This is a genomic window from Sphingobacterium gobiense, from assembly GCF_002980575.1.
Lineage (GTDB): Bacteria > Bacteroidota > Bacteroidia > Sphingobacteriales > Sphingobacteriaceae > Sphingobacterium > Sphingobacterium gobiense.
Window position 1 is genome coordinate 1,854,522 of sequence record NZ_PVBS01000001.1, and the last position, 13,913, is coordinate 1,868,434.

Annotated in this window: 10 protein-coding genes; 4 read left to right on the forward strand and 6 right to left on the reverse strand. The window is 41.3% G+C overall.

All coding sequences use genetic code 11. The features are described 5' to 3' along the window. Positions 1-116 precede the first annotated feature (116 nt). From C5749_RS08275 to folB, 3 genes are all read right to left on the reverse strand, one after another. On the reverse strand, positions 117-1,349 hold the full coding sequence (locus C5749_RS08275; RefSeq protein WP_105725334.1) for an MFS transporter: 1,233 nt from the start codon (positions 1,347-1,349) through the stop codon (positions 117-119). Between the two features lie 311 nt (positions 1,350-1,660). Further along, positions 1,661-2,104, reverse strand: a complete 444-nt coding sequence (locus tag C5749_RS08280) for an Hsp20/alpha crystallin family protein (RefSeq protein ID WP_105724733.1) — start codon at positions 2,102-2,104, stop codon at positions 1,661-1,663. Between the two features lie 125 nt (positions 2,105-2,229). Then, positions 2,230-2,595: a dihydroneopterin aldolase gene (folB, locus tag C5749_RS08285; protein ID WP_181151315.1), complete on the reverse strand. Its 366-nt coding sequence runs from the start codon at positions 2,593-2,595 to the stop codon at positions 2,230-2,232. A gap of 77 nt (positions 2,596-2,672) precedes the next feature. On the opposite strand from folB, the gene C5749_RS08290 reads away from it, so the two are divergent. Then, complete coding sequence (locus tag C5749_RS08290; RefSeq protein ID WP_105724735.1) at positions 2,673-3,407, forward strand: 3-keto-disaccharide hydrolase; 735 nt, start codon at positions 2,673-2,675, stop codon at positions 3,405-3,407. 71 nt (positions 3,408-3,478) lie between these two features. Here the strand turns inward: C5749_RS08290 and asnB are convergent, their stop codons facing one another. The 3 genes from asnB to C5749_RS08305 all read right to left on the reverse strand — a co-directional run bounded on the left by asnB (position 3,479) and on the right by C5749_RS08305 (position 8,140). After that, complete coding sequence (gene asnB, locus C5749_RS08295) at positions 3,479-5,170, reverse strand: asparagine synthase B (protein ID WP_105724737.1); 1,692 nt, start codon at positions 5,168-5,170, stop codon at positions 3,479-3,481. Positions 5,171-5,376: 206 nt separating this feature from the next. Further along, positions 5,377-7,215, reverse strand: a complete 1,839-nt coding sequence (locus tag C5749_RS08300) for a UbiD family decarboxylase (protein WP_105724739.1) — start codon at positions 7,213-7,215, stop codon at positions 5,377-5,379. A 67-nt stretch (positions 7,216-7,282) separates the two neighbouring features. Beyond that, positions 7,283-8,140 carry an SDR family oxidoreductase gene (locus tag C5749_RS08305; RefSeq protein ID WP_105724740.1) on the reverse strand — a complete coding sequence of 286 codons (858 nt, stop codon included), beginning with the start codon at positions 8,138-8,140 and terminating at the stop codon, positions 7,283-7,285. Positions 8,141-8,350: 210 nt separating this feature from the next. On the opposite strand from C5749_RS08305, the gene C5749_RS08310 reads away from it, so the two are divergent. The 3 genes from C5749_RS08310 to odhB all read left to right on the forward strand — a co-directional run bounded on the left by C5749_RS08310 (position 8,351) and on the right by odhB (position 13,865). Continuing rightward, positions 8,351-9,595, forward strand: coding sequence for a deoxyribodipyrimidine photo-lyase (locus C5749_RS08310; protein WP_105724742.1), 1,245 nt, complete (start codon positions 8,351-8,353; stop codon positions 9,593-9,595). A gap of 163 nt (positions 9,596-9,758) precedes the next feature. After that, a complete protein-coding gene (locus C5749_RS08315) occupies positions 9,759-12,488 on the forward strand; it encodes a 2-oxoglutarate dehydrogenase E1 component (protein ID WP_105724744.1) in 2,730 nt (909 codons plus the stop codon). A gap of 144 nt (positions 12,489-12,632) precedes the next feature. After that, entirely contained in the window at positions 12,633-13,865 is a 1,233-nt protein-coding gene (gene odhB, locus C5749_RS08320) for a 2-oxoglutarate dehydrogenase complex dihydrolipoyllysine-residue succinyltransferase (RefSeq protein ID WP_105724746.1), read from the forward strand. Positions 13,866-13,913 lie beyond the last annotated feature (48 nt).

Below are 13,913 nucleotides of genomic sequence, written 5' to 3' on the forward strand. Positions count from 1 at the left end.
ATGTTTTTTTGTTATAAAGCCACAAAACAATTATCGAAGATAATCAATATTATGTGTACATGAAAACAACGCCGTATGCTTTTAATTTCAATAAACCGGCTTCACAACTATAACCATTAACACGAATCCTTTTTCCCCAACTCCATAACAAAGCGATTAAAGAAAGAAAACACGCCAACAAGGGCAATAATGCATCCTAAAGCAATAAAAATATTGTTTACACCAAAGAAATCTGCTACCCATCCTGTTCCAAGCAGTCCGATGACAGTGGGGATAATGGCCATACTGAAATAGAGGGAGAAGACACGCCCCATTACTTCCGCACGCACCTCCTCTTGCAGTACGGTCATAAAACTCGCGTTATAAATCGTTGCTACTATGCCGCCTATAGCTGTTAATCCTACCAAAATCCAGAACGTATGTGGTGGGATAACGCCTGATAACGCTAAGCTTATCCCTAAAATAATGGTAGTCATATTGATCATCACCACTTTCCGAATCGTGGGTTTAAAAATTCCCAACACACTCCCCCCAACCAACATGCCAATTCCCCAAGCCATTTCGACTATGCTCATTTCCCATTTGCCTCCGCCGAAATATTGCAAGGTTAGCAACGGAAACAACACGGCCACAGGCATAATACAAAAGGTGGCGATGGTAGAATAAGCAAAAAGCCAGGTCAGCCCTTTGTTGTCCAAAATTGCTTTAAATCCTAATTTTAGGTCATTCCAAGCCTGTTCGAAACTAGCTTTTGCCTTTTCAGGGATCTCCGGATTCGGGATATGTACAAACAGTAATGCCGTGATAGCGACAGTAGCACCAACGATATCCAATAGCAACACATTGCCTATCGACATCAAAGTGATCGCTAAAGTTCCTAATGCTGGACCTGCAATTGCGGATATTGACTGTATCATCTGGTTTACGCCCGCAATTCGTAACAGTTCACTCGCGGGTGCAATCATCGGGACAGATGCCTGCATAGCGGGCATATGGAAAGCCGATCCTACCGAACGTAGTGCCAGCATAGCGTATATTAGTATGAGGCTTTCATACCCAATGTAAAAACTAACCGACATTACTAATGTACATAATGCGACGAAGCCATCGGCAAACATCATCGTTTTCTTCCGGTTCCAACGATCAATGTAAATCCCTGCAAATGGACCGATAACCGCTGCAGGCAACATTCCTGCAATAGCACCATACGCAAGTATCTCAGCTGAGCCATGTTCGATGCTCAACCATATAATAATAGCAAAATTCACCGCTGAGCTGGTAATCAATGATATGAATTGCCCAATCCATATAATGAGGAATTTCCTTTTCCAGTTTTCTTTCTCTTGCATAAACTTTTCTGTATAAAACGTAACCTTTTGACGTTTTGTAATCAAAACTAAAAAAATGAGAATCTGAATAAAACAAGCGCTGAACGGCTTATTTTAACGGGTATCGAGGCATAGTGGATGCCTGGTGTTTACGCTATTCTGTCGCGCGCACTTAATACCCGATATAGAGAAGTAATTTTCATAATTCAGCAAAGATAAATGAAAATACAGAAAAGTCAGCACGATGACATAAAAAAAATACCAAAAAGAAAGCCCCTGCAAAAATCTGCAGAGGCTCTCCCTCACCTTAAACCACTACACTACTACAATTATTATTTCACTTCGATGAGCCTTTTTGCAACGATTGCATCTTCTTTCTTACCAACGGTCACTTGTAAAACACCGTGTATATATTCGGCTTCGATTTCATTGTAATTTACAGAATCGGGCAGTGAAAATGAGCGTGTAAAGGAAGTATAACTGAACTCCTTTTTACTGTAGAGTTTATCGCCTTCGCTCGTTTCTTCTTTTTTCTCTGCGGAAATGGTAATCATATTTTTATCCACATTGATTTTAAAATCTGATTTCTGTAGTCCCGGAGCCGCTAATTCTATTTTGAAGGACTTGTCAGTTTCCGCAATATTGACTGCTGGTACACGTGTAATAAGTCGATCACTAATAAATGAATCGCTCAAAAAGTTATCAAAAAAGCTGTTAACATAAGGGTTAACTGCGTCTGAATTAATAGTTCTGTTGGGAAATTTAATTAATGCCATTTTTATATCCTCCTATTTTTTAATTTCTTTTAATGTACTTATCCAAATCAAATCTTATACCGAATGAGAAAAAAATAGCAACAAAGACATTTTGTCGTTTAAAAAAGATGTTAGATGCCACATTGTCACCTAATGTAACACAGGGAAACCATAGCTTGCACGTGATCATGTCCGAACGGAGGAGTCGTTTTATGGACGGACACCCGCGCTTCGTCAACAAAGGAATAACGGTCTTGTATTTTAGAAAGAATCTCTTCGGCGGCAGACTCAAGAAGTGTACGTTCTTTTTTCATGACCTCATATAGCAGATCGTAAAGCTCTCCGTAGTTAATCGTATTCGATAAGTCTTCCGTGTTGGCATTGTCGAAAGGAAAGCGAACGACGACATCCACGAAAAACTCGTTACCCAAAATACGTTCTTCTTTGTAATAACCGATTGGAGAAAAAAAGCGTACCTTCTGAAGTGCTACTTCCTGTATGATAGAACCCATATACAAACATATGAAAAAATGAAAAATGTAAGAATTAATACATAATATTGCTTTATTAAACGTAAAAACAACATCTGATGAAGACTCAACTAGGAAGCACGCTGTTATTTCTAACATTATCTATTAGTAGTATGGCACAAACAAAATTTAAACCGGAAGATACCGAATTTTACTCACCTAAACCTCCTGTCGTAACAGTTTACAACCAAGTACCTAGCGATGCTATCGTTCTATTCGACGGAACAACGCTTGATCACTGGGTAAGTCGCCAAAACCCCACACAACCGGCTGAATGGACGCTAGAGAATAACACCTTGACTGTTAAACCCAAAACGGGCGACATCCAGACCAAACAAACGTTTGAGGATTTTCAGCTCCATCTAGAATGGAAAAGTCCAGCTGTTATCAAAGGTGAGGGCCAGGGACGTGGAAATAGCGGCATATTCCTTCAGGGACGTTACGAAATTCAAATATTAGACAACGATAATAACCCCACGTACGTAAATGGTCAGGCCGGAAGCCTATACAAGCAAAGACCTCCACTAGTGGAGGTACGGGCATCAGAAGACAGATGGCACCGCTATGACATCATTTACAAAGCCCCGAGATTCAATAAAGATGGTATGCTGATTAGTAAAGGCACATTTACGCTACTACATAATGGTGTTGTTGTGCAAAACAACACCGTTATCGAAGGAACAACAGAATATATAGGTTTACCCAAGATGCAAGCTCATGGTGCGGGGCCTATTATCTTGCAGGATCATGGCGATTTGGTCCATTTCCGAAACATCTGGATTAGACCATTATAGCGTAGACGAGAAGGTAGAGATGTGCTACCCCACATCTCTACAAAAACAAATTAAAAGAGCTTTAATAGTCTTTAGATTAGCGACTGGGACGTCTTTTCATAACTATCATTGTGCACATGGGCTACCGCTCTTCCTGAGGGATCGTTCATATTCTGAAAAGACGCATCCCACGCTAACGCCTCTGGCGTGCTACACGCCACCGATTTCACAGACGGCACCGTTTTGGCCGCAGCTTCCGACGGGAAATGCGACTCAAAAATGGAACGATACAGAAACTCTTCTTTATTTTTAGGTGGATTAACGGGAAAGCGTGCTGCCGCTATCTCGAATTCAACATCTGACACCTTGCTTTCTGCCAATTCCTTTAATGTATCAATCCAGCTATATCCCACGCCATCAGAGAATTGTTCCTTTTGTCGCCATGCTATGCTTTCTGGCAGATAATCCTCAAATGCTTTCCGCACCACCCATTTTTCCATTCGTCCATCTTTGATCATCTTATCCGCTGGATTAAGCGTCATGGCAACATCCATAAACTCTTTGTCCAAAAACGGCACACGGCCCTCCACACCCCACGCTGCCAACGATTTATTCGCACGCAAACAATCGTATAAGTACAATTTATTCAACTTTCGGACGGTTTCTTCATGAAATTCTTGAGCGTTAGGTGCTTTATGAAAATATAGATACCCCCCAAAGAGTTCATCTGAACCTTCGCCAGATAACACCATTTTAATTCCCATGGACTTGATAACCCGTGATAGAAGATACATCGGCGTTGAGGCACGAATAGTCGTTACATCGTAGGTCTCTAGGTGATAAATAACGTCTCGAATCGCATCTAAGCCCTCTTGAATCGTAAAGTTAATCTCATGATGGATTGTACCAATGTGATCAGCTGCTTTTTTTGCAGCAACTAAATCGGGCGCACCTTTTAGACCAACCGCAAAAGAATGCAGTTGTGGATACCAAGCTTCTTCCTTCCCTTCTGTTTCAATGCGCTTGGACGCAAATTTCTTCGTAACAGCTGCGATAACAGAAGAATCAAGCCCACCAGATAATAGAACGCCGTAGGGAACGTCCGACATCAGCTGTCGTTGTACCGCATCTTCAAGCGCTTGACGTAATTTAGCTATATCTGTCTCGTTATTTTTTACTACATCATAAGACTCCCAGTCGCGTATATACCACTTCTTGGGTTCATTGCCCTCTTTGCTCGACAGATAGTGCCCTGGAGGAAATTGTGCTATCTCCACACAAAACCCTTCCAATGATTTCAGTTCTGACGCCACGAAGAGCTGTCCCTGTTCATCTTTACCATAATACAAAGGAATGATACCCATATGATCACGCGCCACCAACCAAGAGTTGTCGCGCGAATCATATAGCGCAAAGCCAAATATGCCGTTCAAGTCTTCTATAAACGAAGGACCTTTAGCCAGATACAGCGCCAAAATAACTTCCGAATCCGATTGTGTGGTAAATTCGTAATTAGGCAATGTATTTCGGAGTTGTTGATGATTGTATATTTCGCCGTTCACAGCAAGGACAACGCTCTTATCTGGACTAAACAACGGCTGACTTCCCGATTTAGGATCAACAATAGCTAAGCGCTCATGCGCTAAAATAGCTTTTTCGCTGGTAAAGATACCTGACCAGTCGGGTCCACGGTGACGAATGCGCTTCGACATTTCCAACACCTGCGGCCTCAACTTCTCCGAGGAGAAAGGCTTTAATTCAAAAGCACCAACAATTCCACACATAAATTTTAATTTTAATACTGTTCACTAATATGTATTAGAGTAATAACACAAAGAAACATATAAAAAATCAAATCAACAATTTTTTTTATATTTTATTGAAAAAAAAATAAAAAAACAATTATTTGGTTAGCAAAATGACATCAAAACAAGCATTTGATTAACACACAACTTATCCATAAAAGTCTAAACTTCCAAAATACGTCGTTCTATATGATTCCATACAAAGACCCACCTTTTGCCCCTAAACGATCTACCTTTCGCTCCACCGTCTCATCTTTGATCAAATCCGGCGCATGATGAGGCTTACTTCGTGCGTCGATGATCACGGGCCCTTTACATCCCCAATGTTTAAAGGAGGTAAAACTATCAATACCATAAATATCATAAGCGGGATTACTACGTGTGAAAGTTACCCACACAAAGTTATTAACGGTATCCGCCGTAAAGCCAGCATCGTCTGCCAGCACAATTAGCTGAATACCGGCCCAATCCTTCGATTGTACTTCCTTGCACCACGCATCGATAACATTCCCTTCATCAGTATATGTTGTAAACGGCCTTCCGTCGACCACGACAACACCCGGTAGAGGCATTTTAGCCTGGTTAAACGGTCTAGGAAAATCTAGAGCGGTCGGAATTTCTTTCAGCAGTTCCCGTTTTTTGTTTCCTACAGCTGCAAATGTGACTTTCGAGCCGGCATTCAGCCCATCGCCGGAATAATCCAACGTATCAATGGTCGTATTCGTTAAAAAATGTAAATCACGAGATAGATCTATGCGCTCGAAGACATGTATAAAAAACCGGGAGATATCGTGAATATCCAACTGCGGATTATCGTTACGCGCCGTGATAAACAGATATTTTGCTAAACTAAGCTGATTTGTTCCCAGTATCTGATTGGCAATCGTCAAGACTTCTTGTGGACGATTCACTTCTTGATACGGTGTATAACGCTCACTTCCTATTGCAAATAATAACGGGTGTACCCCCGCAGCATCAACCGCATGAACAGCATGCAGACCGCTTATCTGTTGAGGAATTGCATTCCCTGTGATTTCATGAATCAGCGCACCAAAACTTGTATCTTCTTGTGGCGGCCTGCCTACAACCGTAAATGACCAGATGGGGTTCCGGCGGTGGTAAACCTTATGCACTTTCATAAGTGGAAAGGGATGCGTCAAACTGTAATAACCTATATGATCCCCAAAGGGACCTTCGGGCTTTGTTTCATCAGGATACACCGTGCCGGTTATGACAAAATCAGCGTCAGCTGAAATACAGAACCCTTCTTCGTCATAGAAATAGCGAAAACGTCGGTTACCTAATGCTCCGGCAAAAATCATTTCGGAAAGTCCTTCGGGCAATGGCATCACTGCTGAAAGTGCGTGCGACGGTGGGCCGCCGACAAAAATACTGACCTTTAAGGGCACACCAAGTTGGTTTGCCTTTGTCTGATGTACGCCAATACCGCGGTGCAATTGATAGTGGAGACCAACCTCTTTATCTTCAACATACTCGTTACCAGACAATTGTATTCTATACATTCCCAGATTAGCCCGCATAATGCCAGGACGCGAAATATCTTCTGTATACACTTGCGGCATTGTCACAAATGCACCACCATCCATTGGCCAGTTGACGATTTGGGGTAAAGCAGATATTTGCGTTTGTCCGTACAATATAGAAGCCCCTCTTTTTTTCTTCCACGGAAGTGCGCCAAATGCCACCATGGACGAACCGACATAATTAAAAGGACTTTTCAGCACTGACGAGGGATCCATCTTTACATCAACCAATTTTTTTATGTGATCTAATGTATCACGGAACATGAATTTTGAACGCTCTAACGTCCCGAAGAGGTTGGAAACCGCAGGAAATGTTGATCCTTTTATATTCTCAAAGAAAAGCGCGGGTCCAGCAACATCAAATACCCGCATATGGATGGCTGCCATTTCCAGGTGGGGATCTACCTCTTCTCTGATGCGTACCAAATGTCCGTGTTGTTCCAAATCAGCGACACACGCTGCCAAACTGTTATATCCCATGCCTTTCGAAATATAGTAAACAACAAAAATAGTAGAATAACCGGAAAACGGGCAATGAACAAGGAAATTACTCTGCTAGAAGGATTTCTTCGATGGAAGAGAAGGTAAAGGAAAGATGCTTTTTCCAAGTATTAGTCACTACACTTTCCTCCTGGATACCGCGGAGAAAATCAGCCATTTCGGTATCGCTCTCCAAGCTTTTTTTGGATATTAGGTTAAGCAGCCAATGCGGTAAATAAACAACGGTTTGGGAAACTAACTTCAATTTTAGGTCACGAAACACGCCATATAAATCTACTGCTGTTATCGTTTCTGCCCCACCAACTTCCAATACAGTATAACGAAAAGCAGGAACATCCAAAACGGCTTTTAGCCAGCGTACAAAGTCATATACACCTATCGGTTGTAACAAATTCCCACCATATTGCTTCGAATAAAAAATAAATCTTTTTTTCGCAATACTACGATATACGTTATAAAGTAGACAATCCTTTCCTAAAACAACAGTTTTTAAGATTACCGTGTAATCTAATGCAAATTCCTTTAGCAAATTCAAAATGGGCTCTAACGCGCGCTTATCCATTAAACGTGCTACGTAAACCATGCGATTACAGCCCATACGCTTAACCAGATGGATAAAATTGCGCAGAGATAACAATTCCACCCGTAAGTTAACTATATCATCGAGCGTATGAACCTGCGTAAAGTAAAACGATGCTTCTAAATTTGGCACGTTTATTTGGCTATCTACCTCTCCTTTGAGTAAATCATACTCAAACACTTCAGCATGCAGGGGCTCCGATAAACGCTTTTCGAACAGCGCTCTGTTTCTCGTGATAGCGAACACGTGAAAGTTTTCATCAGCCATTAGGTTTGTACATCGCCGTCCCACGTAATTATTGAGTCCGCTGATCAATATATTCATAAAAATTTAGTTATATAATCATTTGACTTCATAACACAATAAAACGGTGAATGTTCACAGCAAAATCCATTTGTTACAAAAAAGTATGCCACGGACCTTTCTTCTTCATTTGTCTCTTCTTTGTAAAAAGACCTCGTACAACTAAATAGCACCGTATTTTTACGCTATCTTTGTGTCAATCGTTAACATTTCCGCTTGGCATTTTCTTGTATGACAAAAAAGGTAATTTTAGTATGGTTTAGGAATGATCTGCGTGTCCACGATAATGAAATTTTGTATGAAGCAGTGCAGAAGGGTGACATTGTCATACCGGTTTATTTTTTTGACCCTCGCTATTTCAAAACAAACGAGCTAGGATTTCAAAATACAGGTGTTATTCGTGCCAAATTTCTTTTAGACTCGGTTGCTCATCTTAAATCTACACTACAGGGAATAGGCGCCGATTTGTTGGTTTTTAATGGGAAACCAGAAGATGAAATAGGTATACTTTGTGCCAAATACGAAGTAACCGAAGTGTATCACCACAGGGAGGTTGCCCAACGGGAAACAAACATTTCAGAACGCGTCGAGGAAGTGCTTTGGAAAGAAAAGATTAATCTAAAGCATTTTATAGGGCATACGTTATATCATAAAGAGGACCTACCTATCCCTATTAGAGACATTCCGGATTCTTTCAACTCTTTCAAGAAAAAAGTAGAAAAAGAGAGCTTCGTGCGACCTGCCTTGCCCCCCGTCCCCCATATAACTACGCATCCCCATTTGGAGACGACCCTCATCCCGACATTAGACGAGCTAGGCTTTTCGCAGGAAGTCATAGCTTCATTAAACAATATAGAAGCACCGTTACATGGGGGGGAAGGAAAAGCATTGGAAATGATCGAAATGACGCTTTCGGCAGATTATGATGATGTAGATGATTATAATCTTATATCTCCGTATATAGCAAATGGCGCCGTTTCATCAGCTTTTTACTATCATAAAATCAAAACCTATTACCATCCGTCGAAAAAAAAGAAGTATGATAGATTACTGACACGACTGTTGTGGCGGGATTATTTTCGATTTATGTTAAAAAAATATCCTAATATATTTTTCAAGCTAAACAGTTCGAACACGAGCGCTCCGGTTACCTCTGGAGATGTTTTAAAAGCATGCATACGTGACAGTAGCCCTCCCCCGCTTATTAGTGAATTTATCCATAGGCTGCAAACAACAGGCAATCTGCCTTATGAATATAGAGAAATCTTGGCCGCTTATATGCTCCAAGAATGGAACGTCAATCATTTGATTGGAGCAAGCTTTTTTGAAGAATACTTATTGGATTACGCGCCTGCAACAACATACGGCTACTGGCTTCACTTTGCTGGACACGGCACTAGTTCTAAAGATAATTTAAAAGCATCTTGGGAAGAGCTCCTAAAGAAAAACTACCACCCCAAAAAGACAATAAAATAGCGCAATATAACACACGTTCTCCCCGCAGGCACAGTGTATTGTCATATTATTTCTATGTATAACGCTATTCGTGGTTTAAACTTGTGTTTTATTGCATTTATCCATGACATAATACCTAATATTTGTTAACTTTGGGCAATATTTTTATACGTAAGATTTCCTCATGGATAAATTAACATATTTGAGTAACGCAGATTCCGGATATATTGACTCGTTATATCAAGCATACAAGGAAGACCCAAATTCAGTAGACGCCAGTTGGCAAAAGTTTTTTGAAGGATTCGATTTCGGACAAACTTACGGGGGAGAAACCATTGCCGAACAAACTCCCGACCACACCATTAAAGAAATCAAAGTATTAAACATGATTCATGGCTATCGTGACCGTGGACACTTGTTTACAGAAACCAATCCTGTACGTGAGCGCCGTAAGTACTTTCCCGGAAAAGAACTGGAAACGTTCGGCTTATCCGAAGCGGATATGGAAACGGTTTTCAACGCTGGTGTGGAAATAGGCCTCGGCCCTGCTAAACTCAAAGACATCCGTCAATTTATCGAGGACACTTATTGTCGTTCTATCGGCGCAGAATTTCGCTATATCCGCCATCCGGAAAAAATTAAGTTTCTACAAGATCGGATGGAAGCGGATAGAAACACGCCAAACTTCCCGATAGAAAGCAAAAAACGTATTTTAAAGAAACTAAACGAAGCTGTTATTTTTGAGAGCTTTTTGGGTACAAAATTTTTAGGACAAAAACGATTTTCGCTAGAAGGTGCCGAATCCTTGATACCGGCATTAGATTCTGTTATTCAGAAGGGATCATCGCTTGGTATTGAAGAATTTGTTGTTGGAATGGCACATCGTGGTCGTTTGAATGTATTGTCCAATATTATGGGCAAACCTTATAAAACCATATTCTCTGAATTTGAAGGGAAAATGTACGAAGCGGATCCAGAGACACAGTTTGGTGGCGACGTGAAATATCACCTAGGTTTTTCTTCGGATATCACAAGCCAAGATGGCAAAAATATTCATCTTAGCCTTGCGCCGAATCCTTCCCATCTAGAAACCGTGGATGGTGTTGCAGAAGGTATGGTACGTTCCAAAATCGACATGAAATATGGTGGCGATTCTTCAAAAATAGCACCGATTCTTATCCACGGCGACGCTGCTGTGGCTGCTCAAGGCATCGTTTACGAAACCATACAGATGTCAAAACTAGATGGTTACAAAACAGGCGGCACCATCCATATCGTGATCAACAACCAGGTAGGTTTTACCACCAACTATAAAGATGGCAGGTCATCAACTTATTGTACAGACATCGCGAAAGTTACGTTATCTCCTGTTTTCCACGTTAATGGAGACGACGTAGAGGCGTTGGTGTATGCTATTAACCTGGCGGTAGAATATCGTCAGAAATACAAAACTGATGTGTTCATCGACCTTTTGGGCTACAGGCGTTTTGGTCATAACGAAGCAGATGAACCGAAATTTACACAACCTTCGTTATATAAGCTTATCGAAAAGCACCCCAATACGCTGGCTATTTATGTAGATAAACTTATTAAGCAAGGCTCTATCGATGCTGAATACGCTAAAACTCTAGAAAAAGATTTTCGCGCCATTTTACAAGACCGATTGGATGCGGCGAAAGCAGTAGAGGAGATTAGTGACGAACGTCCTATGTTTGCCGGGGCATGGAAAGGTCTACGGCCAGCAAGACAATCTGATATTGGCAAACCTGTAATCACTAAAGTTACCGAAACGTTATTTTTGGAATTGGCAAAGGAAATGAACACCTTGCCAAAAGATAAAAAATTTTTCCGCAAGATCACCAAAGTCTATGAGGACCGGTTAAAGATGATCGGAACAGACAAATATGACTGGGCAATGGGTGAGCTGATGGCTTATGCTACGTTATTAAACGAAGATTATCGCGTGCGAATCTCTGGACAAGATGTACAACGCGGGACCTTTTCTCATCGTCATGCTGTCGTAACGTTAGAAGATTCAGACGAAACATACACACCGTTAGGTAAACTCAAAGGGGGCGATAAATTCAATATTTATAATTCTCTTCTTTCCGAATATGCCGTACTCGCTTTTGAATATGGTTATGCATCGGTTAATCCAAACGCCCTGACGATATGGGAAGCTCAATTTGGTGACTTCGCTAATGGTGCACAGATTGTATTTGACCAATACATCTCTTCGGGAGAAACAAAATGGAAACGCTCCAATGGACTTGTTATGCTCCTTCCGCACGGAATGGAGGGGCAAGGACCTGAACACTCATCTTGCCGCATCGAACGTTATTTGGAATTAAGTGCCAACGACAATATTATTGTGGCAAATTGTACAACACCTGCAAACTATTTCCATCTATTACGTCGTCAGCTTCATCGTGACTTCCGCAAACCATTGGTTGTAGCAACACCGAAAAGCCTTTTACGACATCCGAAGGCTGTTTCTTCCATTGCCGATTTTACACAGAAAGCTTTTCAAGAAATAATAGACGACGAAAATGTAACAGCTAGATCAGTAAAGCGTGTCGTATTATGTTCGGGCAAGATTTATTATGACTTGCTAGAAAAACAAGAAGCTGATAACCGTAAGGATATTGCATTGGTACGTGTAGAACAATTATTCCCTATTGCATACGATCAACTGGAGGCACTTCGCAAAAAGTATGCGAAAGCGGAGTTCGTGTGGGCACAAGAAGAGAATGAAAACATGGGGGCGTGGCCTTTCTACTGCCGCAAACTCAGGGATTCATCGCTAAATCTGCGCGTTATTGCCCGTCCGGAAAGCGGATCACCTGCCACAGGATATATGAAACGTCATTTGGCACAACAAACGGAGATAATTAATAAAGTATTTCTTTTATAAGATAGCCTTTGATGGCTGAAGAGAGCAAAATAAAATTTTATATGGTGAGTGATTATATTGCATATAAAAATGAATTTATTTAGGTTTGAAATATAAAACATATCAATAAGTATCCTTGTTGTTGATATAATAGAAAACAAAAATATGAGCTTAGAAATAAAAGTACCTGCCGTAGGAGAATCAATCACAGAGGTGACCTTGGCACAATGGCTAAAACAAGATGGCGATTACGTGGAAATGGACGAAAACATCGCTGAATTGGAATCCGACAAAGCAACTTTTGAATTACCAGCAGAAAAAGCAGGTATTCTCAAGATTATTGCACAAGAGGGTGATACTTTAGAAATTGGTGCGGTAGTATGTAGCATCGAAGATGGGGATGCTCCGGCGGGAGATGCAGATAAAAAAGAAGAGGCTCCTACTGCAAAAGAAGAGACAACTGTGCCGGCAAAAGAGGAAGCTGAAAGCTCGGATTCTTATGCTGCGGGAACAGCATCTCCGGCTGCAGCAAAAATATTAAGAGAAAAAGGAATCGATCCGTCTACAATCAAAGGCACCGGCAAAGAAGGTCGTATTACCAAAGAAGATGCAGAGAAAGCGCAAGCAAAACCCACAGCGTCTAAGGCTGAAAGCAAACCTGCTGCTACACCAGCAACACCTGCTCCTGCTGCCGGCGCACGCAATGAACGTCGCGAGAAGATGACCTCGCTTCGTAAAACAATTGCGAAGCGTTTGGTAAGCGTGAAAAATGAAACTGCCATGTTAACGACTTTTAATGAAGTAAACATGCAGCCGATTATGGACCTCCGTGGAAAATATAAAGATGCTTTTAAAGAAAAATATGGTGTCGGTTTAGGTTTCATGTCATTCTTCACGAAAGCCGTGACCATGGCATTAAAAGAATGGCCGGCGGTTAACGCACGTATCGAAGAAAACGAAATTGTATATTCGGACTTCTGTGACATTTCTATTGCAGTTTCTGCTCCTAAAGGCTTGGTGGTTCCAGTTATCCGAAACGCTGAATCCATGAGCTTGTACCAGATTGAAAAAGAAGTTATTAACCTGGCAACAAAAGCACGTGATAACAAATTAACTATCGAGGAAATGACTGGCGGAACTTTTACGATTACCAACGGCGGTGTATTTGGTTCTATGATGTCGACGCCGATCATCAATGCACCTCAATCCGCTATCCTAGGTATGCACAACATCGTGCAACGTCCGGTAGCCGAAAATGGTCAAGTGGTTATCCGTCCGATGATGTATATCGCATTATCTTATGATCACCGCACCATTGATGGTCGCGAATCCGTGAGTTTTCTTGTTCGTGTAAAGCAATTACTGGAAGACCCCGCACGGCTACTATTAGAAGTGTAATATATACCCGATATTCTCTAAAAGGTCGTCTTCTCCCGTAGAGACGAC

Coding starts and splice junctions, on each gene's coding strand:
- asnB (WP_105724737.1), bottom strand. CDS start 5,170: ATGTGTGGAATTGTTGGTGCTTTTGAATTAAAGCCTTTCTCCTCGGAG.
- C5749_RS08280 (WP_105724733.1), bottom strand. CDS start 2,104: ATGGCATTAATTAAATTTCCCAACAGAACTATTAATTCAGACGCAGTT.
- C5749_RS08275 (WP_105725334.1), bottom strand. CDS start 1,349: ATGCAAGAGAAAGAAAACTGGAAAAGGAAATTCCTCATTATATGGATT.
- C5749_RS08305 (WP_105724740.1), bottom strand. CDS start 8,140: ATGAATATATTGATCAGCGGACTCAATAATTACGTGGGACGGCGATGT.
- folB (WP_181151315.1), bottom strand. CDS start 2,595: ATGGGTTCTATCATACAGGAAGTAGCACTTCAGAAGGTACGCTTTTTT.
- C5749_RS08300 (WP_105724739.1), bottom strand. CDS start 7,215: ATGGGATATAACAGTTTGGCAGCGTGTGTCGCTGATTTGGAACAACAC.
- C5749_RS08310 (WP_105724742.1), top strand. CDS start 8,351: ATGACAAAAAAGGTAATTTTAGTATGGTTTAGGAATGATCTGCGTGTC.
- C5749_RS08290 (WP_105724735.1), top strand. CDS start 2,673: ATGAAGACTCAACTAGGAAGCACGCTGTTATTTCTAACATTATCTATT.
- odhB (WP_105724746.1), top strand. CDS start 12,633: ATGAGCTTAGAAATAAAAGTACCTGCCGTAGGAGAATCAATCACAGAG.
- C5749_RS08315 (WP_105724744.1), top strand. CDS start 9,759: ATGGATAAATTAACATATTTGAGTAACGCAGATTCCGGATATATTGAC.